The sequence below is a fragment of the Paucibacter hankyongi genome, assembly GCF_037482915.1.
Classification (GTDB): Bacteria; Pseudomonadota; Gammaproteobacteria; order Burkholderiales; family Burkholderiaceae_C; genus Paucibacter_A; species Paucibacter_A hankyongi.
Window position 1 is genome coordinate 1 of sequence record NZ_JBBHJX010000012.1, and the last position, 26,346, is coordinate 26,346.

General features: G+C 63.4%; 22 protein-coding genes. 9 read left to right on the forward strand and 13 right to left on the reverse strand.

The window, feature by feature from the left end; translation table 11 throughout:
• Positions 1–36: 36 nt before the first annotated feature.
• The gene (locus WG899_RS16245; protein ID WP_339596704.1) at positions 37–1,722 is read right to left on the reverse strand and encodes an electron transfer flavoprotein-ubiquinone oxidoreductase; all 1,686 of its coding nucleotides are present in this window, start codon (positions 1,720–1,722) and stop codon (positions 37–39) included.
• Between the two features lie 278 nt (positions 1,723–2,000).
• Here WG899_RS16245 and WG899_RS16250 point away from each other — a divergent pair, with 278 nt between their 5' ends.
• Both WG899_RS16250 and WG899_RS16255 read left to right on the forward strand, forming a co-directional pair.
• Positions 2,001–2,783, forward strand: a complete 783-nt coding sequence (locus tag WG899_RS16250; protein WP_339596705.1) for an SDR family oxidoreductase — start codon at positions 2,001–2,003, stop codon at positions 2,781–2,783.
• A gap of 5 nt (positions 2,784–2,788) precedes the next feature.
• The gene (locus WG899_RS16255) at positions 2,789–3,436 is read left to right on the forward strand and encodes a YceH family protein (protein WP_339596706.1); all 648 of its coding nucleotides are present in this window, start codon (positions 2,789–2,791) and stop codon (positions 3,434–3,436) included.
• A gap of 17 nt (positions 3,437–3,453) precedes the next feature.
• On the opposite strand, the gene WG899_RS16260 is transcribed toward WG899_RS16255, so the two are convergent.
• Positions 3,454–4,629 (reverse strand): serine hydrolase domain-containing protein, encoded by a 1,176-nt coding sequence (locus WG899_RS16260; protein WP_339596707.1) that lies wholly within the window; start codon positions 4,627–4,629, stop codon positions 3,454–3,456.
• Positions 4,586–7,342 carry a TonB-dependent receptor gene (locus WG899_RS16265; RefSeq protein ID WP_339596708.1) on the reverse strand — a complete coding sequence of 919 codons (2,757 nt, stop codon included), beginning with the start codon at positions 7,340–7,342 and terminating at the stop codon, positions 4,586–4,588. The genes WG899_RS16260 and WG899_RS16265 overlap by 44 nt, the downstream gene beginning before the upstream one ends.
• Before the next feature lie 318 nt (positions 7,343–7,660).
• Here WG899_RS16265 and WG899_RS16270 point away from each other — a divergent pair, with 318 nt between their 5' ends.
• Positions 7,661–9,136, forward strand: a complete 1,476-nt coding sequence (locus WG899_RS16270; RefSeq protein ID WP_339596709.1) for a cyanophycinase — start codon at positions 7,661–7,663, stop codon at positions 9,134–9,136.
• A gap of 65 nt (positions 9,137–9,201) precedes the next feature.
• Here WG899_RS16270 and WG899_RS16275 read toward each other — a convergent pair whose 3' ends face one another.
• Positions 9,202–11,955 (reverse strand): TonB-dependent receptor, encoded by a 2,754-nt coding sequence (locus tag WG899_RS16275; RefSeq protein WP_339596710.1) that lies wholly within the window; start codon positions 11,953–11,955, stop codon positions 9,202–9,204.
• Positions 11,956–12,381: 426 nt separating this feature from the next.
• Here WG899_RS16275 and WG899_RS16280 point away from each other — a divergent pair, with 426 nt between their 5' ends.
• From WG899_RS16280 to WG899_RS16290, 3 genes are all read left to right on the forward strand, one after another.
• On the forward strand, positions 12,382–13,659 hold the full coding sequence (locus WG899_RS16280; protein WP_339596711.1) for a cyanophycinase: 1,278 nt from the start codon (positions 12,382–12,384) through the stop codon (positions 13,657–13,659).
• A 114-nt stretch (positions 13,660–13,773) separates the two neighbouring features.
• Positions 13,774–14,922: a succinylglutamate desuccinylase/aspartoacylase family protein gene (locus WG899_RS16285; protein WP_339596712.1), complete on the forward strand. Its 1,149-nt coding sequence runs from the start codon at positions 13,774–13,776 to the stop codon at positions 14,920–14,922.
• A gap of 28 nt (positions 14,923–14,950) precedes the next feature.
• The gene (locus WG899_RS16290) at positions 14,951–16,342 is read left to right on the forward strand and encodes a YfcC family protein (RefSeq protein WP_339596713.1); all 1,392 of its coding nucleotides are present in this window, start codon (positions 14,951–14,953) and stop codon (positions 16,340–16,342) included.
• Positions 16,343–16,375: 33 nt separating this feature from the next.
• On the opposite strand, the gene WG899_RS16295 is transcribed toward WG899_RS16290, so the two are convergent.
• Positions 16,376–16,522: a hypothetical protein gene (locus WG899_RS16295; RefSeq protein WP_339596714.1), complete on the reverse strand. Its 147-nt coding sequence runs from the start codon at positions 16,520–16,522 to the stop codon at positions 16,376–16,378.
• On the opposite strand from WG899_RS16295, the gene WG899_RS16300 reads away from it, so the two are divergent.
• The 3 genes from WG899_RS16300 to WG899_RS16310 are packed head-to-tail and all read left to right on the forward strand — an operon-like array spanning position 16,521 to position 19,419.
• Entirely contained in the window at positions 16,521–17,531 is a 1,011-nt protein-coding gene (locus WG899_RS16300; RefSeq protein WP_339596715.1) for a GlxA family transcriptional regulator, read from the forward strand. The genes WG899_RS16295 and WG899_RS16300 overlap by 2 nt on opposite strands.
• Positions 17,528–18,619 (forward strand): arginine N-succinyltransferase, encoded by a 1,092-nt coding sequence (gene astA / locus WG899_RS16305; protein WP_339596716.1) that lies wholly within the window; start codon positions 17,528–17,530, stop codon positions 18,617–18,619. The genes WG899_RS16300 and astA overlap by 4 nt, the downstream gene beginning before the upstream one ends.
• Positions 18,616–19,419 (forward strand): arginine N-succinyltransferase, encoded by an 804-nt coding sequence (locus WG899_RS16310; protein ID WP_339596717.1) that lies wholly within the window; start codon positions 18,616–18,618, stop codon positions 19,417–19,419. The genes astA and WG899_RS16310 overlap by 4 nt, the downstream gene beginning before the upstream one ends.
• A 32-nt stretch (positions 19,420–19,451) precedes the next feature.
• On the opposite strand, the gene WG899_RS16315 is transcribed toward WG899_RS16310, so the two are convergent.
• Genes WG899_RS16315 through WG899_RS16350 form a run of 8 tightly spaced genes read right to left on the reverse strand, consistent with a single transcriptional unit; the run spans position 19,452 to position 26,345 of the window.
• Positions 19,452–21,110, reverse strand: coding sequence for a cytochrome D1 domain-containing protein (locus WG899_RS16315; RefSeq protein WP_339596718.1), 1,659 nt, complete (start codon positions 21,108–21,110; stop codon positions 19,452–19,454).
• Entirely contained in the window at positions 21,107–22,390 is a 1,284-nt protein-coding gene (nirJ, locus tag WG899_RS16320; protein WP_339596719.1) for a heme d1 biosynthesis radical SAM protein NirJ, read from the reverse strand. Before nirJ ends, WG899_RS16315 begins: the two co-directional genes overlap by 4 nt.
• A gap of 5 nt (positions 22,391–22,395) precedes the next feature.
• Entirely contained in the window at positions 22,396–22,875 is a 480-nt protein-coding gene (gene ahbB / locus WG899_RS16325) for a siroheme decarboxylase subunit beta (protein WP_339596720.1), read from the reverse strand.
• Positions 22,856–23,389 (reverse strand): Lrp/AsnC family transcriptional regulator, encoded by a 534-nt coding sequence (locus WG899_RS16330; RefSeq protein ID WP_339596721.1) that lies wholly within the window; start codon positions 23,387–23,389, stop codon positions 22,856–22,858. The genes ahbB (WG899_RS16325) and WG899_RS16330 overlap by 20 nt, the downstream gene beginning before the upstream one ends.
• Positions 23,382–24,428 (reverse strand): siroheme decarboxylase subunit beta, encoded by a 1,047-nt coding sequence (gene ahbB / locus WG899_RS16335; RefSeq protein ID WP_339596722.1) that lies wholly within the window; start codon positions 24,426–24,428, stop codon positions 23,382–23,384. The genes WG899_RS16330 and ahbB (WG899_RS16335) overlap by 8 nt, the downstream gene beginning before the upstream one ends.
• Entirely contained in the window at positions 24,429–25,691 is a 1,263-nt protein-coding gene (locus tag WG899_RS16340) for a cytochrome D1 domain-containing protein (RefSeq protein WP_339596723.1), read from the reverse strand.
• Entirely contained in the window at positions 25,688–26,032 is a 345-nt protein-coding gene (locus WG899_RS16345) for a c-type cytochrome (RefSeq protein ID WP_339596724.1), read from the reverse strand. Before WG899_RS16345 ends, WG899_RS16340 begins: the two co-directional genes overlap by 4 nt.
• A 4-nt stretch (positions 26,033–26,036) precedes the next feature.
• Entirely contained in the window at positions 26,037–26,345 is a 309-nt protein-coding gene (locus WG899_RS16350) for a c-type cytochrome (RefSeq protein WP_339596725.1), read from the reverse strand.
• Position 26,346 lies beyond the last annotated feature (1 nt).

Consider the following 26,346-nt stretch of genomic DNA (forward strand, 5'->3'; position numbering starts at 1 on the left):
ATTTATTCTGGCCTAGTTTTTGGGCTTATCCCAGCTTTACATCCCCGCGTAATTCGGCCCACCTCCACCTTCGGGGGTGACCCAGACGATGTTCTGGGTTGGGTCTTTGATATCGCAGGTTTTGCAGTGCACGCAGTTTTGCGCGTTGATTTGTAATTTGTCTTGGCCGGCGTCGGTCTTGATGAACTCATAGACACCGGCCGGGCAGTAGCGACTCTCTGGGCCGGCGAATTTAGCAAGATTGACGGCCACCGGAACCTCGGCGTTTTTCAAGGTTAGATGGGCCGGTTGGTTCTCTTCGTGGTTGGTGTTCGAGACGAAGACCGATGAGAGGCGATCAAAGGTCAGCTTGCCGTCTGGTTTTGGATAGTCGATCTTGCTGCACTCGGCCGCGGGTTTCAGGTAGAGATGGTCCGGTAGTGGGCGATGAATGGTCCACGGCGGGCTCTGGATGCCTAGCTTGGGCAGCAGCCATTGCTCGATACCGGTCATCAGGGTACCGACGGCATTGCCCTTCTTGAACCATTGTTTGAAGTTGCGAGAACGGTTCAATTCAGCGTGCAACCAGCTTTGCTCAAAGGCCGCGGGATAGGCGCTCAGCTCATCGTGTTGACGACCTGCAGCCAGCGCCTCAAAAGCGGCTTCAGCGGCCAACATGCCGGTCTTGACGGCCGCGTGGCTACCCTTGATGCGAGCTGCATTCAGATAGCCCGCATCACAGCCGACCAGGGCGCCGCCTGGGAAGACTGTTTTCGGCAAGGAGAGCAGGCCTCCCGCGGTGATGGCGCGTGCGCCATAGCCCAGACGCTTGCCGCCTTCCAGGTGGGCTCGGATGTTCGGGTGTGTCTTCCAGCGCTGCATCTCTTCAAAAGGACTCAGCCAGGGGTTCTTGTAGTCCAAGCCGACGACATAGCCGAGCGTGACCTTGTTGTCCTCTAGGTGATAGAGGAAGCCTCCGCCATAGGTGTCGCCGTCCATGGGCCAGCCGGCGGTGTGGACGACCAGCCCGGGCTTGGCCTTGTCGGCGGGGACTTCCCACAACTCCTTGATGCCGATGGCATAACTCTGCGGATCACGGCCCGCGTCGAGCTGGAATTTGGCGATCAATTGCTTGCCTAGATGGCCTCGCGCGCCTTCGGCGAAAACCGTGTATTTGCCGAGCAATTCCATGCCCAGTTGGAAGCCCTCATGGGGTTCGCCTTCCTTGCTCACACCCAGATTGCCGGTCGCCACGCCGCGCACCGAACCATCGTCACCATAGACGACCTCGGCGGCGCTGAAGCCAGGGAAGATCTCGACGCCCATGGCCTCGGCTTGTTCGCCAAGCCACTTGGTCACGGCGCCCAGCGAGACAACATAGTTGCCATGGTTGTGGAAGCAATCGGGGATGAGCCACTGTGGTGTGCTGTTGGCGCCGGTTTCGCTCAGGAACAGCACCTCGTCGGCGCTCACTGCTTGGTTCAGTGGCGCGCCCAATTCGCGCCAGTTCGGCAGCAATTCGGTCAGGGCTCGTGGGTCCATCACCGCCCCCGAGAGGATGTGGGCGCCAGGCTCAGAGCCCTTTTCCAGCACCACGACGGAGATCTCATGACCTTTCTCGGCCGCCAGTTGCTTGAGCCGAATCGCCGTGGACAGGCCGCCGGGGCCCGCGCCCACTACCACCACGTCGTATTCCATGCTTTCGCGTGGGCCGTATTGAGCGATCAGTTCAGCGCTGGTCATGGGCATCCTTTAGGCTTGTTTTCCGCGGGCTTTTCGGGGCCCGCTGATGAAGAGTTGGGGCGCATTCTACTGGTGTCATTTGAAAAACGAACGATCGTGCTTTTCTGCTTGGGGAGATCAGTCTAAGTACCCGCAGCGGCAAGCCTGCGTAAGTGCGTTTGCCTGGCTGTTCGCATAGGTCATTGGTTCGATAAATGGCGCGGTGATCGGCTTGGTCATTGCTCGAGTCGCAGGATCAGCGTGCTAATCTTCCCGGCAGCTTTCAGAGGGGCTAGATCATGAGTTACAGCATTGATTTGTCGGGCCGAGTGGCTCTGGTGACGGGCGCGTCCAGCGGCCTAGGTGCGCAATTCGCCAAGACCTTGGCACAAGCCGGTGCTTGCGTGGTGTTGGCAGGGCGCCGGATTGAGCGCTTGAAGACGCTGCGCAGCGAGATTGAAGGTAAGGGCGGTGACGCCCATGTGGTGGCATTGGATGTGACCGATCTGGACAGCATCAAATCGGCCGTGGCGCATGCCGAGACCGAGGTCGGCACGATCGACATCCTCATCAATAATTCCGGCGTTAGTCGGACGCAAAAGCTCACCGAGGTGACGGCGGATGACTACGACTTCGTGATGGACACCAATGTTCGCGGCGCCTTCTTCGTCGCGCAAGAAGTCGGCAAACGTATGTTGGGGCGTGCCAGTGGATCTGCGCCGGGCACCTTTATTGGCGGCCGAATCGTCAATATTGCGTCCATGGCTGGCTTGCGGGTGCTGAGCCAAATAGGCGTCTACTCGATGAGCAAGGCCTCGGTCATTCACATGACACGTGCGATGGCGCTGGAATGGGGCAAGTACGGCATCAACGTCAACGCGATCTGCCCCGGCTATATCGACACCGAAATCAACCATCACCACTGGTCCACCGAGCAGGGCCGTAAATTGGTCGACTTGCTGCCGCGGAAACGCCTGGGGCAACCGCAGGATCTGGATACTTCTTTGCTGATGCTGTGTGCCAACGAAAGTCATTTCATCAATGGCGCGGTGATTCAGGCCGATGACGGATTTGGGGTGTAAGGACGATGACGCAGCGTACTTTGACGGCGCTGGAAGCGCGTGTGTTGGCCGTGTTGGTGGAAAAGGAATCCACGGTCCCTGACAGTTATCCCCTGTCCTTGAATGCCCTGACTCTGGGCTGTAACCAAAAGACTGCGCGGGACCCGGTCATGAACGCGAGCGAATCCGATGTCTTGTCGGCGCTGGATGAGCTCAAGGCCATGCACCTGATCAACACCGTCAGCGGCAGCCGGGTGGTGCGCTTTGAGCACAATGCCGCCCGTGGTTTGGGCGTACCCGGCGCCGGCTTGGCAATTCTGACCTTGCTGATGCTGCGCGGGCCACAGACCACGGCCGAACTGCGCATGAACACCGAACGCTTGCATCGCTTTGCGGACCTGTCTTCGGTGGAAGGCTTTCTTGATGAATTGGCGCAGGCGAACGACCGGCGGCCGGCTTTCGTCACCAAGCTCGCCCGGGCACCGGGTGCGCGCGAGTCACGCTGGGCCCATCTTTTGTGCGGGGAGGTGCTGCAAGAGAGTGTTGCCAGCGCCATGCCGCGTGACGATGAGCTGGCCTTCTTGCGTGCCGAGCAGCAGCGCATGAATACCGAGTTGGAGGCGTTGAAGGCACTGGTGCAGCGCATGGCCGCCGAATTGGGCATCGATGCTTGAGCGACTCTTGCAGCCGCTTAACGGTCGCCCAGTAGGGCCATCAGCCGCATCCAGAGTTGCTTGCCATTGAGTCCATTGCTCATCAGCACGAAGCCGCTGCCCCTGCTGGGCGAGAACTGGCAGTAGTTGCGAAAGCCGGTGCTGTTGGTGCCGGTGTGATAGGCGATATCGCCCTGCGCACTTGTGTTGATGGCCCATCCGAGGCCCCAAAACACCGCCAGCCCTTTGGCCAAGCCGGGCCGGTCAAGTGGCTCGCGGTCGGTAGCGGGCGTGGCGTGAGCGAGCATCGCCCGCAAGGCTGGCGCTTGCAAGGACTGGGCACCACTGCGGTCTGGGTTCAAGATCTCGGCCAAAAAGAGCGCGTAGTCGGCGGCGGTGGTGTAGAGCGTGTACGCAGCATTGGCCGCGCGGTAGTCTTGGCGCGGCAAGACCTGAACCCGGTCGTTGTGGCCGCGCGCCCTCAATTCGTCCAGATCCGGCGTCCATTGAAAGGCGCTGTGGCGCATGCCCAGCGGGCTGAAGAGCATCCGTTCCGCCAAGTCTTGCAAGGCTTGGCCGGTGATGTGTTCTAGCACCCGCTGCAAATAGAAGTAGCCCTCCCCCGAATAGTTGAAGGCCTGACCCGGCTTGCTGCCGATGCGTAACGAGTGAGTCTTTTCATCCGCGGCGCTGCGCCAGTTGGGCAGGCCCGAACGATGCGTCAGCAGCATGCGGGCAGTGATCAGCCCCTGCCAACTTTGCCGGGGCTTGAAACGTTCCTGGGGAAGGTATTGCAGCACCGGCCGGTCTAGTTCGAGTCGGCCGGCCTGCACTTGCTGCAGGACCAGATAGGCGAACAACGGCTTGCTCATCGAGGCCGCTTCAAAGACCGTATCGGGTCCTATTGCCTGGTCGCCGCCGGCCTCGCGGAGGCCGAATTGCCCGTGCCAAACTACCTGGCCGTGCTGCAGCAAGGCCAGGGCGGCACCGGGGACGTGTAGGTCTCGCAGCAACGACGGGACCGACTCGGTCAGTCGGCCAATCAAGTCAGGCAAGTCGCCGGACTCCGCCGCATTGGCGGTCGCAACGGTTGCCAAGCCCGCCGCAGCTGCCAATTGGCTCAATAGGCTGGCGCTCAGCCAGGCCAGAACCCGGCGGCGCTCGCGCTGATCAGCGGAATTGATACTGCGCACTGAGATAGGCAAAGCGGCCACGTGGGTCGGTGTAGCTGGGGTCGTAGCCCGACAGGAAGAACCAGGCCTGCTGCGAGAACGGCGGGGCGGTGTTGAACATATTCTTCACCCCCGCGCGCAGCGTCAATGCCGAGTTGACCGACCAACTGGCCGTCAAGTCCCACAGCGAATACTGACCCACCCGGCGATCGACCTTGCCGACGATGGTCTGATCCGTGTAGCCCGACAGATAGCTGTTGGTCAGCGAGGCGGCCCAAGCCCCTTGCTCCCAGTCCAAGCTCATGGTGTGGCGCCAGCGTTGCACCACGCCGTCGTTCACAAAGTGGCCGAGATTGCTGTAGAACGGATCGTCATTGCCGGTCTGTTGCTCGGAGTTCAGGGTCAAGGTGCCATTCAAGCGCAGGCCGAAGCTGCCGATGGCGGTCTTCAAGCCCGAGATCGACGCACCCAAATCGAGGCCAGAAATTCGCAGCCGTCCGCGGTTTTCTTTCACCAAGTCGATGTGATCGATTTCGTTGTCCTCGTTGCGATGAACCAGTTGGCCGTACTTGTCCAGGTTGGCCAGGATGGAGTCCACGCCCAGGGTGCTGATCAGATCGCGCTTTTCAATATTCCAATAGTCCAGGCTGAAGGTCATGCCGGGGCGGGCCTCAAGGACCGCGCCCAAGGAGAACTGGCTGGAACGCTCCGGCTTGAGCTTGGGGTTGCTGAAGTTGAATGTTGCCCAGGTGTCCGAGCAATCGGTGACCGTGTTGGTGGGGTCGGCGGCCATGCACACCGGGTCCACCAAGGTGGCCGCGGTACCTTGCGTGACCGGGCGGTACAGGTCCGACAGGCTGGGCGCACGAAAGCCCGTGCCCGCCGAGGCGCGCAGCAGCAGTTCTTTCATCGGCACATACTTCAGGCCCACCTTGGGGCTGGTTGCGCTGCCGGTGACCTGGTAGCGCTCATAGCGCAAGGCGGCCTGCAACTCCAATTCTTTGGTGATGGGCGCGCTGATTTCGGCGAAGGCGGCGGCAACCTTGCGCGAATGGCCGAAATCGGCATCCGGGCCTTGCGAGGTTTCTCCCAGGATCAGGTCTTGGGCCAAGGCCTCGGACTGGTGGTAGTTCTGTTTTTCGCGTCGAAATTCCCCGCCAAGGGCCAGCGCTAGGTCGCCCCCGGCAAGCGTCCACAAGGCGCGCGAGGCCTTGAAGTCCACGCTGTCCATGGTGCCCTCGGCGCGGCGCACTTCACCCCGGATTTGGGCCTTGTCGTACAAGGCCAGGCCGGCAGCACTGGAGGGGCCAAAGGGGTTGAGCGTGCCGTTCGCGAAGCCGTCGAGAATCATCTTTTCGTTCAGATAACCTTGATGATCGCGGTCGGACACGCTGCTGATGCTGTGGTTGTAGGCCAGCTCATAGTCCCATTTCGCCAGCGTGCCGGTGAGGCCGACAACATAGCGTTGGTTGTCGGCAATCAGCTCGCTGGTGCGCAGCCCGGCTTCGCCGAGTCGGGTGCGCACGGTGATCAGTCGGTCTTCGTTGTCCGCGTCGAGCTTGCTCAGGCTGGTTCCGGCCAAGCTGGCGATTCTGGCTACATCAATGTCCGCATCCACCCGATTTGGTGTGCCGGAGAACAAGGTGCGCGAGCGGCTCAGCGCGGCTTCGCCAAAGAGCTGATGGCCGGCCCCCAAATTGAGTACGCCGCGGCCGAACAAGCTGGTCTTGTCTGACTTGGGGTAGAGCTCGATGTCGCGCATGTAGTCGTAGGTGCAGCCGTCCACGCCACCAATGCCGTCGGGCAAGTACAGCGACGCCGGCGGGTTGCAACCCTTGGCCGCAGCCGGATTGATGGTCTTGCTGTCAATCACCGTTTTGCCATTGCTGGAGAAGCCATCCGCGATCAAGGCATCGCGCTGGCTGCTGCTGAGCTTCATATTGCCGGGAAAGGACGCGCTGGACAGCAGGTCGGGCAGGCGGCCTGGAATGTCCAGGTCGGTGATGAACTTGCGCTGCTTGGCATTCATGCTGCTGGTCTTTTGGAAGTCCAGCACACCGAAGAGGTTGAAGCCATGGCGTTCGAAATCGCCGAAGCCGCCACTGACCGAGGCCGTCTGTTTGCCGGCGCCGCCTTCACTGGTGTTGCCAACGCTGGCATTGAGTTCGACGCCAGAGAAGTCCTTGCGGGTGATGAAGTTGATCACGCCGCCGATGGCGTCGCTGCCGTAGATGGCCGAGGCGCCATCAAGCAAAATTTCGACGCGCTGTATCGCCGCGGCCGGGATGCTGTTCAAGTCCACGCCGGAAGAGTCGCCCGGCGAAGCAAAGTTGGCCATGCGCCGGCCGTTCAAAAGCACCAAGGTGCTGGACACCCCGATGCCGCGCAGGTTCGCGCCATTCATGCCCATTTGGTCGCGGAAGCCACCGTAGGCGATGCTGCCGCCGTCGGTCATATTGTTGGTGGCGGCGCTGATGCGGCCCACGATCTCGGCCGCGGTGGTCAGTCCTTGCTTGACGATCTCGGCGCGCGTGATGACCTGCACCGGCAGGGCAGTTTCGTTGTCGAGTCGCTTGATGGCCGAGCCGGTGATTTCGACCCGCTCAAGCTTTTTGGCCGCAGGCTCTGTTTCTTGCGCCAAGCCCGGCAAGGCGGCCATGCCCAGCAGCAAGACTTGCACAGCCTGCGCAGAGTGGCGCAAGACCTGACCCTTGCTGATGGAGGCCCAGGCTGTTTGTTGTCGAACTGCTTTCATGATTTTCTCCCTGTGGTGGCGCATGCCGGTCGCTCAAGATGGATGACATTTCAAGCGGTATCGACGCAAATATTGCGTCCAATCGGATCAGTCTAGGAAGACGAGTTGCCGGAATCGTTGAGGGTTTACGCGCAAAGTCGCATCCGCGCAACTTGCCGTTAGGTCTTTATGACACGCTGTCATGGGGCCCAAGGCCTTCATTGCGTTGAATCACCCTTGTGGGGGGGAGCGCTGGCGGCGCGCTGGGCTACCATCAATTCAGCCGTCTCGCATCCGCAGGCGGAGCGAGTTCACCTGAACCTTGAGACCATGCCCATCTTGCCGACTATCACTTGCAGCACCTGGCCCACTTTCTCGCGGGCGCTGGGCGCCGGTGCCCTGATCTTGTTGAGCCTCCACAGTCAGGCACAGACCAGCGTGCCCTCGGCTCGCAATCCGGCCACGGCGCAGCCGCATGCCGCCACACCGGCGCCATCGCCAAGCTCTGCGGCGACCAAGGCCGCCACGCCTCAAGCCGCACATCCACCGTCGCCGAATCTGATCGCCCCAGCGAAGGCCGAAGCGCCCAAGGGCGATCCGGTGCTGCGTGGCTACGCGGTGCCTATCGGCGGAGCGTTGAAGGCCGACAACGATGAAGTCTGGGGGCGCATCGTGTCATTGGCCGGCGGCAAGGGTGCCCGCTTTGTGGTCTTCGGCACGGCCTCCGAGGACCCGGAAGCGAGCGCCAAGCAGGCGATTGAAATGCTGCATCGACGCGGTGCGGTCGCCGAGGCCTTGCCGGTGGCGCCCAAGTTTGGTTGGGTGGACCTGAACAAGGTGGTGCGCGACCCGGCCCTGATCAACAAGGTCAAGAATGCCCGCGGGGTGTTTTTCACCGGCGGCTCGCAGGAGCGCATTGTCGATGTCTTGATGCCCGGCGGCCATCCGACGCCCATGTTGGAGGCGATCTGGGACGTTTACCGCAAGGGCGGCGTGGTGGCGGGTACGTCGGCCGGGGCGGCCATCATGAGCACGGTGATGTTCCGCGATGCGCCCAGCGTCATCAACATCATGAAGGGCAAGTGGGTCGAGGGTAAGCAGATTGACCGCGGCCTTGGCTTTGTGGGCCCCGATCTCTTTGTCGATCAACATTTCCTGAAGCGGGGCCGCTTCGGCCGCATGATTCCTCTGATGATGGCCAAGGGCTACAAGCTGGGCTTGGGCGTGGATGAGAATTCAGCTGCCGTCATCCATGGCGATGAGGTGGAGGTCATCGGGGGCAAGGGCGCCATGCTGGTGGACTTGAATGATGTGAAGACCGATCCGACGCTGGGGGCCTTCAATCTGACCCAGGCGCGTTTGAACTATCTGGATCACGGCGATCGCTATAACCTGAAGACTCGGCTGACCATGCCTTCGGCCGTCAAGCTGCGTGGCGAAAAGCTGGATCCCAGCTCACCCGACTACAAGCCCTATTACACCGAGCCCCTGTTCCATCTCGATATGTTGGGCGATACGACCATCTCCAACTCGATGAACTACCTGATCGACAGCCCCTTGGCTGAGGTGCGCGGGCTGACCTTCGATGTGGCACCCAAGCCCGGTGACCCGGTCGCCGAGCTGGGATTTTTGTTCCGCATCTACAAGGGCAAGGGCACCTATGGCTGGAGCACCGATGAGAACGGCCCCGAGGACTACACCGTGATCAATGTCTACCTCGACATCACACCGGTGCGCATGCCCAACCCGATCTACAGCGCTTGGCCGGGACCGGGGCGGGCCAGTCCCGTCTTGGAACGCGACAGCAGCAAATAGCCTGCGGGCCTGTGTAGCCCCGGTGTAAGCACCGGGGCCACATTGCCTTAACTGCCTTAACTGTCTTAGCGGAACGAGTAGCTCAGGCTGGCGTAGAAAGTTCGGCCACGTGGATCCGTATAGGTCGGGTCATAGGTGGCCAGGAAGAAGTAGCCCTGGTTGGAGAACGGTGGTTGCGTGTTCAACAGGTTCTGCACGCCGGCACGCAGCTTCATCGCCTGGCTGATCTTCCAAGAGCCCGACAGGTCCCACAGCGAATAGCTGCTGACGTTGCGCTCGGGCAGCAGCTGATTGGTGTTCGGGTTGAAAGCGGTGTTGTGATCGCGGTAACCCGAGTAGTAGGTGTTGCCCAAGGTCAGTCCGACCGGGCCCATGTCCCAGTCCAGCGACAGGCGATGGCGCCATTTCTGAATCACCTGGTCGCTGAGAAATTGACCGGCGTTGTTCATGAAGGGCTCGCCCGCGCCGAACTGGCGCTCGTACTTCAGCACATAGGTGCCGTTGACGTTGGCGGTGAAGCGACCCCACTCGCCCGCTTGCATCCGGACGCTGAAGTCCACATCCAGCCCCGAGGTACGCAGCTCGCCCTGGTTCTCCTTCTTCAGCAGAATCGTGTCGATGAACTCGCCGAACTCATCGCGCTTGACATAGTTCTTCTCGTACTTGGCCAAATTGCCCAAGATCACCTGTTCGGACAGATCGCTGATCACATCGGTCTTGGTGATCGCCCAGTAGTCGATGCTGGCGCTCATCTCGCGTGTTGGCTCCAGCACCAGACCGAAGGAGAACTGCTTTGATTTCTCGGGCTTCAGGTTCGGGTTGCTGCGGCGCTCAACTCGCCATTGGTCCGTGCAGTCTGCAATCGAGAAGCCTTGGGCCACACAGCCGGGGTCGGTCAAGAAGGCCGAGCTGGAGCCGAACGAGGTCGGGCGGGTCAGCTCATTGATCGAAGGCGCGCGGAAGCCGGTGCCCGCCGAGCCGCGCAGCATCACGGCCTTGCTCGGCTGCCAGCGCAGGCCCAGCTTGGGGTTGAAGGTGCTGCCGACGCCGCTGTAGTTGTCATAGCGGGCGGCCAGTTGCATCTCCAATTCTTTGCTGAAGGGCGCGTTCAACTCGCCATAGACGGCGGCCACATTGCGGCTGTTTTTGCTGGCCGGAGGTGAGTCACCGCGCGAGCTGCGGTCGCCCTGGATGTTGTTGCTCAAGAGCAGGGCCGACGGAGTGAACTGGGTTTCCTCGCGGCGGAACTCCGCGCCGAACGCGGCACCGAGAGCGCCACCGGCCAGTTGCATCAACTCGCCGCTGAACTTGGCATCCACCGAGGTGGTGGTGCCTTTGGATGCGCGCGCTTCGTCTTGCACCCCTATGCTGGCGAGCAGGTCTTTACCGGCCTGAGGCGAAGTGCCAAAGGGATTGATCTTGCCGGTGCGCACGCCGTCGACGAATTTGTCGTACAAGAAATAACCATCCTTCAAAGCGTCGGTGCTGCGGTTGACGGCGCGGTTCAGCGCCACGTCATAGTCCCAGCTGCCCAGCACGCCGCTGATGCCGGCCACGATGCGCTCGGCATCGCTGCTGACCTCATTGGTGCGATTGCCGCCTTCGGTGACGCGCTGGCGTACGTCCACCGTGCCGCCAAAGGGCAGCGGCTTGGGCAAGAAGGGGTTGATGACGGCGGTCGGAACGGCGGTCACTTCGATCGGGTTCGGGCTGGCCACATAGCGTGTCTGCGTCTTGCTCTTCAGCACCTCGGCGAACAGCTGCGTTGTGTTGTTCAGTTGGAAGACGCCGCGGCCCAGGAAGGCGAGTTTGTCCGACTCGGGGTACAGCTCGGTGTCCTGCATATAGTCAAAGCTACAGGCCTCGCTCAAATTGTCCGGGGCGTAAACCGTGGCCGGTGGATTGCACGCCGGGGCGTACAGATTGATGGTGCGCTGGCTGAAGGGCTTGCCATTGATGCTGAAGCCCGCCGCGTTGAGCGCATCCAACTGCACCTTGCGAGCGGCCGACTTGCTGGCCAGTCGGATATTGCCGGGGAAGGTGCGGCTGGACATATAGAAGGGCAGGGTGCTGGCCAGTGGGCGTTCCTTCAGGAAGTCGCGTTCTGTCGACCGCAGGCCACCGAGCTTTTGCGCATCCAGCACGCCAAACACATTGAAACGGTCCTGGCTCAAATCACCAAAGCCGCCGCCTACCGAAGCGGCCGTCTTCTCGGCGCCACCTTCTTGCGTGCGTGCGGCGTAGACATTGATGTCGGCGCCGCGGTAGTCCTTGCGAGTGATGAAGTTGACCACGCCGCCGATGGCGTCGGTGCCATAGATGGCCGAGGCGCCGTCTTTCAAAATTTCCACCCGCTCGATCGCGCCGGCCGGGATGTTGTTCAGGTCCACGCCGGCGTTGTCGCCCGGCGAAGCAAAGTTGGCCATGCGTCGGCCATTCAACAGCACCAGGGTGCTGGAAACACCGATGCCGCGCAAATTGGCGCCGTTCATGCCGCGCTGCCCGCCGCTGCTGTCGGTGATGCTGGCGCCGTCGGTCAAGGCCGCGGCGTTGCCGCTGATGCTCTTCATGATCTCGGCCGCGGTGGTGGCGCCGGTCTTGTCGATGTCGCCGCGCTTCAGCGTTTGCACCGGCAGCGCGGTTTCGCCTTCCAGTCGCTTGATGCTGGTGCCGGTGACTTCAACCCGCTCCAGCTTGGCGTCCTGCGCTTGCACCTGCAGGGCCTGAGCACCGAACAGCAGCAAGGCCGCTTGGCTCAGGCTTTGCATTTTGAAGAAACGATCCGCCGGCGTGCGACGGGAGGCAAGGTGTTTTGTCATAGCGAGGCCTACTTGGCTGGGAGTTGGGGAGGGAGTGAAAAGTCTGGGAATGCCGGGCCAGAGGGACAAGGTGTCGATGTCGATAGACACTTTTCATTGCCCCTTTTGTCCGGCTTGTGATCACTCTAGAAGCGCCCCTGATGACTTGCCTATGGGGTTTTGGTGGCTCGGTCCGTTTTGCGCAAGTCCGTGTCGCTTGATCGCAAACCCCCGATGAACAGGCCCAACAGCGCTTGCAGCGTTGCGACATGCACTTGCGCTGCGGGTCCATGGCGGGCCTTTTTGGGGCCTTACCCGCTGGTCAAGCCCGGCCGGCTTTGCCAGACTCGCTGCATCCCTTTATGGCGGGCTCGCTGCTTAGCTTCGGGCACGACTTCCAGGTCAGCGCCAAAGCCGCTCCCCGCTCCTCTTCAAGAACTGAAGCTCATGTTTGTTCTCAGCAAAACTCTTCGCCGCTCATTGATGCTTGGCTTGGTGATGGCCTTGGGGACCAGCCCGGTTTGGGCCACGACCACGGCCACGACATCCGCGCCGGGCGCCGTCATCATCATTGGTGGCGCACTCAAGTACGACAACACCGAAGTCTGGAAGCGCATCGTGACTGAAGCCGGCGGTCCCGGTGCACGCTTCGCTGTGTTCGCGACCGCCGCGGCCAATCCCGAGCGCAGCGCCGAGCAAATCATTGCGGCCCTGAATGCGCAAGGCGCTCAAGCCGAAGCCATTCCGGTCGCGCCGCGCCTGAAGGGCGTGGACCTGCAGGCCAATCTGACGGATCCCGCCCTGTTGAGCAAGGTGGCGGCCGCGCAGGGTGTGTTTTTCTCGGGCGGCGCGCAGGAGTTGATCGTCGACACCTTGCAACCCGGCGGTCAGCCCACTGCGATGTTGACGGCCATTTGGTCGGTGCTGCAGCGCGGCGGTGTGGTGGCCGGCACCAGCGCTGGGGCGGCCATCATGAGCAGCACCATGTTCCGCGATGCGCAAGACGCCTTGCAGGTGATGAAGGGCCAACTGCGCCCCGGCAAAGAAGTGGACCGTGGCCTGGGCTTTGTGGGCTCCAAACTCTTTGTCGATCAGCATTTCCTCAAGCGGGGCCGCATCGGCCGGTTGTTGCCCCTGATGCAGGCCGAAGGCTATCAGCTCGGCATCGGTGTGGAGGAAAACAGCGCCGCGGTACTGCGCGGCGATGATTTGCAGGTGCTGGGCGGCAAGGGCGTGCTCTTGGTCGATCTGAGTCAATCCAGCCGCGACGCCAAGCAGGCGGCCTTCAATATCCGCAATGTGCAGCTCAGCTATCTCGATCGTGGTGACAGCCATAACTTGAAAACCGCGGTGACCACGCCGTCAGCTGCCAAGCTGGCCGGCCATGTCGTGAACCCGGCCGCGAGTGACTTCAAACCCTTTCACCACAATCAACCCTTCTATATGGACATCTTGGGCGACACCACCATCGTCAATGCCATGGGCCAGTTGCTGGACAGTCCTTACCCCGAAGTGCTGGGTGTGGCTTTCAATGGGCGCAGCCCCAATGCCGACGCCAAACCCGATTTGGGCTTTGAGTTCCGGCTCTACAAAGGCGAGGGCAGCCGAGGTTGGTACAGCGGGGCGCTAGGTGGCGAGGACTACACGGTCTTGCGCATGCGTCTGGATGTGCGCCCCATCGAAATCAAGCGGCCGTTTTACACCCCGCTGGCGCCGACGCGCTGAGCCTGGCGTTGCCGTAGACCCGGCCTCGCGGCCCAGTCTGCATTCAACAACGATCTTCCTCCCATCTCTGGGCCTGCGGGCAAGAGATGCGGCTTGTCATGACTGGACTTCCTCATGCGTACCGTGCTTCATCCACTCCAGCCGGCCAGCGCCGGCACTCAGCGGCAGTTGCGCAGCCTGCACTTTGGCGACGCCAGCAGTGGCCGCAAGGCCTATATCCAAGCCTCGCTGCACGCCGATGAGGTGCCGCCGATGCTGGTGGCCCAACATCTGATCCCGGCGCTGCAAGGGCTTGAGGCGGCCGGTTTGATCGCCGGTGAGATCGTGCTGCTGCCGATGGCCAATCCGGTCGGCCTGTCCCAGGAGATGCAGGGCACGCTGTGCGGTCGCTTTGATCTGGCCACCGGCATCAACTTTAACCGCAACTACCAACACCTGACGGCGGCCCTGATCCCGCTGCTGGAGCCGGTTCTTGGCGCGGACCCGGTGCAGAACACCGCGCGAGTCCGAGAGGCCTGTCTGTCGCTATTGAGGGCGCGGGCGGCCTTGCCCGAACTGAGTGAAGTCGAGCGGCTCAAGCTGACGCTGCAGACCCTGGCGACGGACGCGGATCTGGTGCTGGACCTGCACTGCGATACCCAGGCGGTGATGCATGTGTACGTTGGCACGCCGCTGGCGGAGGCGGCGCGCCCCTTGGCCCAGTTGCTGGGCGCGCAGGCCCTGCTGGTGTCGCTGGAGTCGGGCGACTACCCCTTTGACGAAACCGTTTCGCGCAGCTGGTGGGAGCTGGCCCAGCACTTCGGCCCGGAGCGCCCCATTCCGTTGGCCTGCTTTGCCGCCACAGTGGAATTGCGGGGCGAGCAGCAGGTCGATGAGGGCCTGGCCCAGCAAGACGCCCTGGCGCTCTTGCAGTTTCTGCGTCTCAAGGGCCATATCGCCGAAGGTCCTGGCCTCGATTTACCGCCGCTTGATTTGTCGGCCACGCCTTTGTGCGAACCCACGCCCTTGGAAGGTGCGGAACCCCTGGTCGCGCCGCACAGCGGTGTGCTGCTGTTCTTCAAGGCGCCGGGCGACGAGGTCTGCGCCGGTGAACAGGTGGCCGAGGTGGTGGACCCCTTGACCGACCAGCGCTCGCCCTTGATCGCCCGCTACGGGGGGCGCTTGTTTGCCAGGGTCAGTCGACGTTATGTCAGCGCCGGTATGCGCGTTTGCAAGGTGGCGGGAAGCCATGCCTTTCGCAGCGGCAAGTTGTTGTCCTTGTGACGCCTGAAGTGTTCTTGAGCCCAGTTCCATGTTCAAACTGAAATTCCCCAATACCTTTGTGCTCTTGTTCAGCCTGCTGGCGCTGATTGCCTTGGCGACCTGGCTGGTCCCCGGCGGTCAGTATGAAACGCAGTTGGTCGACGGCAAAAAAGTCATCATTGCCGACTCCTTCCACATCGTCGCCAGCAAGCCGCAAGGCTTTGCGGCCTTGATGATGGCGCCGATCAAGGGCTTTGTTGAAGCGGCCTTGATCATTGGCTTTGTTTTGATCGTCGGCGGCGCCTTCTCGGTGCTGCAGCGGACCGAGGCGATCGATGCCATGATCAAGTCGGTGGCCCAGGCGCACACGCGCTCGGCCTGGGTGCGCGCGGCCATCATCCCGGTCTTCGTCAGCTTGTTTTCGCTGGGCGGCGCCACCTTCGGCATGGCCGAGGAAGCAATTCCCTTTGTGCTGATCTTCATTCCGCTGGCGCTGGCGCTGAAGTACGACAGCATCGTCGGCGTGGCGATTCCCTTTGTGGGCTCGCAAATCGGTTTCGCCACTGCGTTCTTGAATCCATTCAATGTCGGCGTGGCGCAGGGCATCGCCGGGGTGCCGATGTTCTCGGGCATTGGCTATCGCTTGGTGTGCTGGTTGCTGGCCACCGCCATCACCATCGCATTTTTGATGCTGTATGCCGCGCGCATCAAGCGCAGCCCCAGCCTGAGTCCGTGCTTTGAGATGGATGAGGAAAAGCGCAAACACCTCAATACCGCGGACTTCGAAAACTTCGCCGGGATGACGTTCACCCACAAGCTGGTGTTGGCCGCCTTCGTCGGCGCCCTCGGCGTGATGATCACCGGTGTGGTGAAGTTCGGTTGGTACATCGAGGAGATTGCCGCCCTGTTCTTGGTGATGGCCATCGTCGTGGGGGTGATCGGCCGCTTGAATGCCGAGGACTTCGTCGCCAGCTTTATGGCCGGCGCCAAGGACCTGGTGAGCACCGCCTTGGTGATTGCCCTGGCCAAGGCCACCGTGGTCTTGATGCGAGACGGCCACATCATCGACACCTTGCTGAATGCGCTGGTGCCCTTTGTCGAGTCCAGCAGCCCGATCTTCTCGGCGCAGAAGATGTTCTTGATCCAGTCGGTGATCAATTTCTTCATCCATTCCGGCACCGGTCAAGCGGCCTTGACCATGCCCATCATGGCGCCGCTGGCTGATCTGGTGGGTGTGAGCCGGCAGACCGCGATCCTGGCTTTTCAGTTCGGGGAACTGACAACGCCGGTGATCCCGACTTCGGGCATCACCGTTGGCGTGCTGGCTCTGGCGGGCATTCCCTGGACCCGCTGGGCGCGTTGGATGCTGCCGCTGCAACTGATGTATCTGGTGATGGCGCTGGCCTTGCTGGCCATTCCTTCCCTGATCAACTGGCAGTGAGCCGGACAGCCGCGCGCAGCATGTTCGGCTGCATTAAAGTGCAGCGGTGAATCGCATGCTCCCTTCCTCAGGCACTGCCACAGGCTCTGCAGCCAGCACTGCAGCCAGCACTGCGGCCGGTGCGGCCTTGGCGCCGGCGTCGCTGGCGGGGCCGATCGGTGCGCCTATGGGTGTGCCCATGGGTGTTCCCATTGGTGCGCCGATCCCTGCGCCTGTTGTGCGGCCTTGTGGCCTGCTGCTCCTGCCCGGCAGCCGCTTGCTGCCGCTGGCCGGGGTGCTGGAGGCCTTGCAAATGGCCTCGGAGTTGCAGGGGGAGGCGCGCTATGCCTCCACGCTGCTCAGCCCGGACGGCCTGGCGGTGCGTTGCGGTGCGCTGGCGCTGGCCGCCGATGCGGCGCTGGCCAGCTCGGGCTGGCACATCTTGTTTGTCTTTGCGGGCGAGGGCAGCGAGGCATCGCCCGCGCTGCTGCAATGGTTGACTGAGCAAGCCGCGTCAGGCGTGCTGCTGGCCGGGGTGGACGGCGGCAGCGGGATCTTGGCCGCAGCCGGATTGTTGAACCAGGAGCGCGCCACCGTCGATGGCCATTTGCTGGAGGCCTTGCAGGAAGATTTCCCCGCGGTGGTCTGGAGCAGCAATGTCTGGGAGATGAATGCGACGGCCACCCGGCTCAGCTGTGCCGGCGGCAGCGCAAGCCTGGACTTGTTGATTGCCTGGTTGGGGCGTAGCCATGGTGAACGCCTGGCGCAAGACCTGACCCTCAGCCTCGGGGTGGAGCGCCCGCGTGGGCGCGATGAGCGCCAGCGCCGTCCTTCCAGCGAACCCGTGGGCGGCAGCCCCAAGCTGGCGGAGGCTTTGAGCCTGATGGAAGCCAATCTGGCCGAACCCTTGCCGACCGAAGAGGTGGCGCGTCTGGTGGGGGTTTCGCGCCGCCAATTGGAGCGCTTGTTCAAGCAGCATCTGGATGCCTTGCCTTCGCGCTACTACCTGGAGCTGCGCCTGAACCGGGCGCGCCGGCTGTTGCAGCAAAGCAGCCAGTCGATTTTGCAGATTGGCCTGTCCTGCGGCTTTTCCTCGGGGCCGCATTTTTCCAATGCCTACAAGGCGCATTTCGACAAGACACCGCGCGATGAGCGCAGCCAACGCGCAGCCGCCTGGCGCCGTCCCGCAGGAGAATCCGCCGCATCATGACCCATCCTCACGATCTCGTTTTACGCCCGGTGGCGCCCGGCGATTTGCCGGCTCTCGAGCGAATTGCCGCGGCCTCTGCGCATGGCATCGGTTCCTTGCCGAGCGACAGCCAAAAGCTGCGCGAGCGTATTGAGCGCTCGGTCGAGTCCTTCGGCAGCGCCGACGATGCCAGCGGCGAGGAGACCTATCTGTTTGTGTTGGAGGATGTGGCGCGCGCCGAGGTGGTGGGCAGCAGCGGCATTGCCGCCAGCGCCGGTTTCCATGACCGCTTCTACAGCTACCGCAATGAATTTGTTGTGCACGCCAGCGCTGCCTTGGGCGTCAGCCAGCGCATGCACACCTTGCATCTGTGCCATGACCTGACGGGTTACACCTTGCTGACCTCGTTCTTCATCGCCCCCGAGTACGCGCACGGCCCGGCCCCGCAGCTCTTGTCGCGGGCTCGGCTGCTCTTCATCATGCAATATGCCGAGCGTTTCAATGAGCGCATCGCGGCCGAGAACCCCGGCCTGGCCGATGAAGAAGGGCAAAGCCCGTTTTGGGACGCGGTGGGCCGGCGCTTCTTTGATATGGACTACCCACAGGCCGAACGCGTGACCGGCGGGCGCAGCAAAGCCTTTATCGCCGACCTGATGCCGCATTCACCGATCTATGTGCCGCTTCTGCCCGAGGCCGCGCAGTTCGCCATTGGCCAGCTGCATCCGGTCGGTGAGTTGCCGTTTTCAATTCTTCAAGACGAAGGCTTTGATGCCGACAGCTATGTCGACATCTTCGATGGCGGCCCCACGGTGGAGGGCAGCCTGGGCTTGTTGCGCAGTGTGCGGCAAGCGCGGCGCCTGAGCTTGGTGACGGAACCTATGACCGCGGAGCGGGCGTTGGCTCAAGCGCAAGGTCCTTTGGCTTGGCACATCGTGGCCGGAGGCGCGCGCGCGGGCTTTCGCGCTGCCCTGGCTGAGTTGCCGCTGCTGGCGCCGAGTGTGTCGAATGCGCATGAGGTGTTGGCCCGCCTCGGGCGAGCCGACGCGGGCATGAGCAGCCTGCTGGTGACTCCGCTGGAGACCGCGGTGAATGAGGGAGGCTTGGCATGAGCGCGCAAGACCCGATCGACACGGGCAGCCTGTTGCTGCGTGGCTGGCGTCAGGATGACGCTGCGGAACTGCTGGCTTGGCGCAATCAGGCCGGTGCGCCGCTGGCCTTGCCGGCCCAGGGCGCTCAGCAGGACCCGAGCGAGTGGTTGATGCTGGTCGACCCGCTTAGCGATCGGCCCTTGGCCTGCCTGCGTCTGCTGCCACGCCTGGGGCTGGATTTGCCACGCTACAGCTTCCACCTCGGGCGTGTGGTGCATGCGGCGGCAGAGTTAGGTCTGTTTCGCGCCCAGTCAACCCTGCTGCTCGGCAATGATCACACCGGCGAGAGTGAATTGGCCGACATGGCCTGCGCGCCGGGGCTTGATTCGTCCACCCAGCAAGCCTTGCTGGCACGCTTGATCGCGGCCGCCTTGCTGCGTATCGAAGCTGCCGCTGGCGAGTTTGGGACGCGCTTGATGGTTGAATTGGCCGGGCCGCGTGATCAGCAGTCCCTGGGGGCGGCGCCGTTCTGGCAAGGCCTGGGCGCGCACTTTTACGCCGGCGACCCAGATGCGGCGCTCCACCGCTTGGGTGCGGCCTGGCGCAGCCATTTGGCGGCGCTGCTGCCGCGCCAGACGGTCTACCTGTCCTTCCTCAGCGAGGCGGCGCAAGCGGCCGTCGGCCAGGTCGGCCCGGCGGGCCAACCGGCGGCGCAGGCCCTGGCCGCGGCGGGCTTCGGCTTTTCGCAGCATGTCAGCATTGACGATGGCGGCCCGGTCTGGGAGCTGCGCTTGCCGCGATCCAGTCCGGCAGGCGCTTGAGCTGAGGCTTTGGCCCTTGTCGGCAGGACAGCTCAGTGCGAGGTGCCTTCTTCGCGGCTGATCTTGTTCCAGACGTTGTACTTGCCGACCGGCTTGCTCATCGGCAGACGCTTCACTTCCTTGAAGGTGTTGGCGTCGTAGACGATGAGCGCACCGTCCATCTCCCACAGGCTGGCCAGCGCATAACGGCCATCTTTGGTGAATTCGATGTGGGCCAAGGTTTTGCCCGGTTCGCGCACCTGCGCCACCGGCTCTAGCGTCTGCTTGTCGATGATGGTCAGGGTGTCGCGCCCGGCCGGGCTCATCATCGAGTCGGTCCAGGCATAGCGGCTCTTCGAGTGGCTGCGCATGAAGAAGCCGGGGCCCGGCGTGCTGATGTTTTTGACCGCGGCCCAAGTCTGCAGATCGATCACGCTGATCAGACCGTCCTTCAAGTTCGGACTGGCCAATACGCGGCGGCCCTGCCAGTCAAAGGTGATGCCCGAGCCCAGATGCGGCATGCCGGGGATGGGCAGGGTGGCGATGCGCCGGCGTACATCCAGATTGACCACCTGACCGAGGCCGGGGCTGCCTTCGTCGCCGGCTGCGCTGCTGCTGCTTTTTGGCCGCGCGGCGCCCAGCACATGGGCATAGCTTGGGTCGAAGAAGAAGTCATCCAGCGGCTCGGCCAGCGGGGTCCGGCGCGGGTTCAGGTAGCCCGGTTTGGCCACGCCCTCGCGCAAGCGGTAGTCATGCACCAGGCCGTCGTAAATAGGCTCGGCCTTGGGGTCGTAGGAGATTTCCCAGATCTCGGCAATGTCCTTCAAGGCCACCACAAAGCTGTGGCGTGGGCTGGCGTCGTAGACCGCCGAGACGCGCGAGCTTTGTTTGCCGTCCAAGGTGTTGGCGTCAATCTGCTTGATCGGGTTCAGGTCGGCATCAAAGACGGCCAGCGTGTGCGGCAGGTAGTTGGCCGCCATCACCAGCTTGCCGTCGCCGCTGACGGCGATATTGCGCATATTCAAGCCGGCCCGCACCTCGGCCACCATCTTCAAGTTCCACAGGTCGAACTTGCTGATCCAGCCGTCTCGCGAGCCGAAATAGACATAGCGGCCATCGGGCGTGAACTTTGGTCCGCCATGCAGCGCAAAGCGCGAAGCGAAACGATGGATGAGCTCGAAGCGGTCACCGTCGAGCAGGCTGATGTGGTGGTCGCCGCCCTCGACGACGACGAACAGATTCATCGGGTCGGCCTTCCACTGCGGCTTGGCCGGCCAGCTCTTGCTGCCGGCGTCGAAGCTGCGTGAGGCGCGCATATCGGCCTCGCTCCATTGCGGCGCGGGGCTCACCGGGCTGTAGATCAAGGCCGCCAGGGCGTCGATCTCATCCGGCTTCAGGCTGGCCGCAAAACCGGGCATCTGGGTGGCGGTGCGGCCTTGTTGAATCACCTTCAAGGCCTCGGGCTTGCGCAGCCGCTCCAGGCTTTCGGGCAGCAGGGCCGGTCCCATCGAACCGAGCCGTTGCGCCCCGTGGCAGGTGGCGCAATGCTGCTGGAACAGTTGCGCCGCGTTGATGGGCGGTGCTGCGGCGGGCGCTGCGGAGGGGTCTGCAGCCCGTGCAAAGTCGATGCCGAGCCAGAACAGGCCGACCGCCAGGCCAAGATGCGTCAGCAGCTTGAATGTGCCGCTATTGAAGAGGTCGAGGTGCTTCATGCGCTATGGATGGCAATGGTCTTGTTCTTGCTCGTGTTCGCGGCATGGGCCTGATGGCTGAACGGCGTGGTCTGCAAGCGGCCCGCGGCGCTCAAACGCGCCGAGGCGGCAGCGGAGAGGCCGATTTCGGCGTCGTCCAGATAGCAGCCGGGGTCCTCGGCCCACAGATCGCCGCTGACCTGCTGCGCGCGCACCCGGGTGTTGCCCCCGCAGAGCGCGAAATGCTCGCACTCGGCACAGCGCCCTTTGACCGGGCGAGGCCGGGTCTTCAGGCCGTCCATCAGCGGATCGCTGCGGTCGCTCCAGATCGCCGAGAAGGGCCGCTGGCGCAGGTTGCCAAGTGGGTAGTGCCACCACATCGTGTCCGGGTGCACCTCGCCGAGGTTGTCGATATTGGCCACCCCGACGCCCGAGGCATTGCCGCCCCATGCCACTAGGCGGGCCTGCAGTGGCGCCGCCCATTGCGGAAAACGTTGCTGTACCCAGCGCAGCAGATAGGCGGCGTCGGCGTCGTTATTGCCGGTCACATAGTCGCGGCTGCTGCCGGCCTGGGCGTCGGCCCAGGCGGTTTCGAACAACAGGTCCAGGGCCTCGCGGGTGGCGGTGAAATGGGCATCGCGGCCGCGGTGGATATTGCCGCGACCGGCATAGTTCAGGTGCGAGAAGTAAAACTTGTCGACCTGCTCGGTCTTCATCAGCTCCAACAGGGCCGGGAAGTCCTGGCCATTCAGGTCCGTGAAGGTGTAGCGCAGCCCGGTCTTGACGCCGCGCTGGTGCAACAGGCGAATCGCATTCAGTGAGGCGTCATAGGCGCCGCTGAGGCGGCGAAATTTGTCGTGGGTATCGCGGGTGCCGTCGATGCTGATGCCGACATAATCAAAATTTTGTGCGGCAATGCGGCTCGCCATCGGCGCATCGATCAAGGTGCCGTTGGTGGAGAGGGCGGTGTAGAAACCCTGCGACTGCGCGCGCGCGGCGATCTCGAACAAGTCGGGTCGCAGCAGCGGCTCGCCGCCGGACAGGATCAGCACCGGCACGCCGTAGGCGCGCAGATCGTCCATGGCGGTGCAGACCTCGTCGAAGCTCAACTCACCGGGGTAGTCGTGGTCGGCCGAGAGCGCGTAGCAATGCTTGCAGGTCAGGTTGCAGCGGCGGGTCAGGTTCCAGATCACCACCGGGCCGCCGTGGCCCTGGGCCTGATGGCGGCGGGTAGGCGCCGGGTATTCGCCGTTGCGCTCGGCCTGGGCCACCTCGCGCAGATATTGACTGATGCGCAGCATCGGGCTTACTCCTTCAGTCGCAGGCCGGTCTTTTTCAGAATGGCGCTGCTGTAGAGAATTTCGCTGGCCTGGCAGGCCGGGCCCAGCAGCGTGCGGATCTGCTCGGCCTGGGCCTCGACCTCGTCGCGCGCATGGCCATGCACCATCGCGAACAGGTTGTAGCGCCACTGCGGCAGGCGGCGCGGGCGCCGGTAGCAGTGGCTGACAAAGGGCAGGGTGCCGATGCGCTCGCCGAGCGCGTCGACTTCGGCGTCACTGACGTCCCAGACGGTCATGCCGTTGGCCAGATAGCCGAGCCGGTAATGGTTGGGCACGGCGCCGATGCGGCGGATCAGGCCCTCGCTCTTCATTCGCCCCAGTTCGGCCAGCACCTCGGCCTCGCTGGCGCCGAGCACCGCGCCCAGCGCCTCAAAGGGCTCGCGCACCAGTGGCAGGCCGGCCTGGGTTGCGGCGACCAACTGCCGTTCAAACGGATTCAAGGCCATGGGGCACTCCGGGGAAGACATTGGCCGTGGCCGGCAGGCGCAGGCCGACAAAGAACTCGCGCTCCTTGGGGAAGGCCAGCACGCTCAACCCGGTCAGCGCCTCGATGCGGGCGCAGACCTGATCGGCCTCGGCCGGGGTTTCGGTGGCGATCACAAACCACATGTTCAGCGTGTGCTCGCGGCGGTAGTTGTGGGCGATCTCGGGCAGGGCGTTGACCTGGGCGGTGACGGCTTCGAAGCGCTCTTCCGGCACCTGCATCGCCGCCAGCACGAACAGGCCGCCGGCCCGCTCGATTTGGAACAGCGGGCCAAAGCGGCTCAACACCCCCTTGGCGAGCAGGCGTTGCAGGCGCTCCATGACCTCGTCCTCGCTGCTGTCGAGTTCTTCGGCGATGGCGGCAAAGGGGCGCGACACCAGCGGCAACTCGTCTTGCAGGCGATTGATCAGGGCGGCGTCGAGCGTGTCGAGTTGGGCCAGGCTCTTTTTGTTGCCGGCGTTGTGGGATTCATGCATGGCTGAGCTCCTGAGGCGACGTGGGCAAGGCCAAGGGCATGGATGGATCGTGGCGGAAGTAGCGGGCGCCACATTGCTTGAAGCGACGCCGACTGAAGAGCACGGTTTGCTCCACCTGCTCCAGCCCGGCGGCAGCGCGGGCCTGCTCTAGCCAGGCCAAGACCTCGCCGCGTTCGCGACCGTGCAGCATGCAGTAAAGGTTGTAGGGCCAGTCGCCCGCACGGGCGCGTCGGTAGCACAGCGTGACGCCTTCTTGTTGCGCGAGCAGGGCAGCGTGGGCATCGACCTCGGCATCCGGCACATTGAATACGCACATCGCGTTGGCGGCAAAGCCCAGTTCATGGTGCCGCACCACCACGCCGAAGCGACGCAGGGTGCCTTGCGCCAGCCATTGCTCGATCTTGGCGAAGATCTGGGCCTCGCTGCAGGCCAGGGCCTGGGCCCAGGCGGCATAGGGGCGCTGGATCAGCGGCAAGCCGTCCTCCACCAGGGCCGCCAAGGCGCGGTCTTCGGACTGCACCGCATGCGCCGCCCCTTGCGGGTCGCGTGCCGACTCGAGGCCGCGGCCGCGCGCGGCGCAGTCGCGCCCATGCGGACGCTGCAGGTCAAAGCCGAGGTTGATGCGGTAGGCGCGCTGCATCGGTAGGCGCAGTGCGGGCAGGCCGCTTTGCTGCTCCAGCAGGCTGACGCCGGCCTCCACCTGTGTCGCGTCGCCCCCGGTGATCACGAACCAGAGGTTGTAGGCATGCTCACGTTCGTAGTTATGGTTGACGCCCGGGTGCGCGCTGACCAAGGCCGCCACCGCCTCGAGTCGCTGCGGCGGCACCGCGAATGCGCACAGCAGCGCTGCGCCGCCGGCCCCCGAACCCCAAATGCCGCCGATGCGGCCGAGGCTGCCGGCCAGATGCAATTTCTTCAGTTCGGCCTGGACCCGGAGGGCATCAACGCCGCAGGCCTCGCCCAGTGCCTTCAGCGGCTCGCTGCAGAGCGGGAAGCGTTGCTGCCAGTCATTGATCAGTCGTGCGGCGATGTCGCTCATTCAAAACCCCATGCGGCCGGCGCGGCTGCTGAAGAAGATGCCACTGGGCGCGGCAGCGTCGAGGCGCGCCAGCGTGGCAAAACTGTCTGTGGCAATCACCGAGACGCGGTTGTCATCGCGCGAGGAAATCCACACCGCCTCGCCGCGGGGTGTGAACTCCATATGCAGCACGGCCTTGCCGGGCTCCAGCGTCTTGACGATCTGCCGGGTCGGGGTGTCGATGACTTGCACACGGTGGTAGTCCGGCACGGCGAAGTTGACCCAGACCTGGCGCCCATCGGGCCGCGCGATCACGAAGACGGGCTGGCCGGCGACCTTGATGCGGTCGACCTCGGTCCAGGTTTCGGTGTCCACCACCAGCACCTCGTGGCGGCCGATGGCGGGTAGATAGGCGTGCCGGCCGGCTACCGCCCAGCCGCGCAGATGCGGCATCTTGAAGACCGGCAGCGGCTCCTGACCGCGGCCATAGCCGTTCAGAATACGCCTTACTTTGGGCTCAGCGGCCCACAGGTCGATCATCGCCAGTCCGTCTTCGCCGAACAGTCCGGCGATGTAGTGGCGGCCATTCGGCGTCACCAGGGCGTCATAGGGTTGGCTGCCCACGTTCTTGAACTTCTTCAGCGCTGGCGTAGCCGGTTGGCTCAGGTCTGCGATCCAGATCTCGCCGGCATCAAAGAGTGAATAGATGAAACGCCGACCGGGCAGGTCGGCCAGGCCCACAACGCGGGACAGCTGCTGCGGCGCGTTCGCCGGGCTGTCCTTGGGCGAGTAAGTGGCCGGGATGTCGGCCACCAGGGCCAAGGTCTTGGCATCAAAGACCTTGATGCCGCCGGGTTGGTAGTTCTGCGCCGCCACCAGGCTGCCGTCTTGCGAGATGGCGCCGCCGATCGAATTGCCGCTTTGTTGAACCCGGGCCTCGATCTTGCGGCTCAGCAGATTGACCTTGCTGAGCGCGCCGTCGCGCCCAAACACATAGGCGGTGGCGCCGTCTCGGCCATAGACCACCGAGGCGTGCGAGAGATCGCCCAGACCTTCGATCTTGCCCAGGCTTTCAAGTCGGCTGTTGTTGACGACCTGCAGGCTGCCACTGGCGCGTTCGATCACCAGACCCAGATCACCGCTGCCGGTCGAAAGCATTGGGGCGGCTACGGGCTGAGGGTGGGGCTGGGGCATCGTGGCCGGCGCCTGTGTGGCGGCGCAGCCGATCAGACCGGCGCTCAGCGAGAGGCTGCACAGCAGCCGGTAAACAAGGCTTGGCCTCATGATTTGTCCTTGGCCAGCGCTTCGGTCGGGAAACCTTGCCGCAGCTTGGTGGCGATCCATTCGGCTTCGCTTTCTGAAATCATGCTGCGCCAGGGGGGCATCGGTGTGCCCGGGCGACCGTGGTAGATAGTCGATTTGAGGGCCAGCACTGGCGTTTCCGCCAAGGCCTCGCGGGTCAGCGCGGGGCCGAGGCCGCCGGTCAACTTCATGCCGTGGCAACTGCCGCAGTCCTGCCTGACCATGCGCACCAACTCCTGCTGGCGCGCATTGCTCGGGGGCTCGGCGGCTTGTGCAGTCAGGCCAAGGGCCGCTCCGCACAAGAGCATGGGCAGTCGCCACATCGGATCAGCTCTTCAGGATCAGTTCCACCGCCGACTTCAGGTCGGCGTCGCTGATCTTGTCCGGACCGGTTGGGGCCATGGGCACCGGGCCGAAGGAGCCCGCGCCGCCCTTGCGTACCTTCTCGCTCAGCTTGGCGACCACGTCCTGACCTTTGTACTTGGCGGCGATGTCCTTGAACGATGGGCCGACAATCTTTTTGTCTTTCGAGTGGCAGGCCATGCAGCCGGCCTTGTTCATGGCGTCATCGACCTCGGCCGCCTGAGCGCCGAAGGCAAGCAGCAGCGCCAATGGCATCAACAGCGTTTTCTTCATG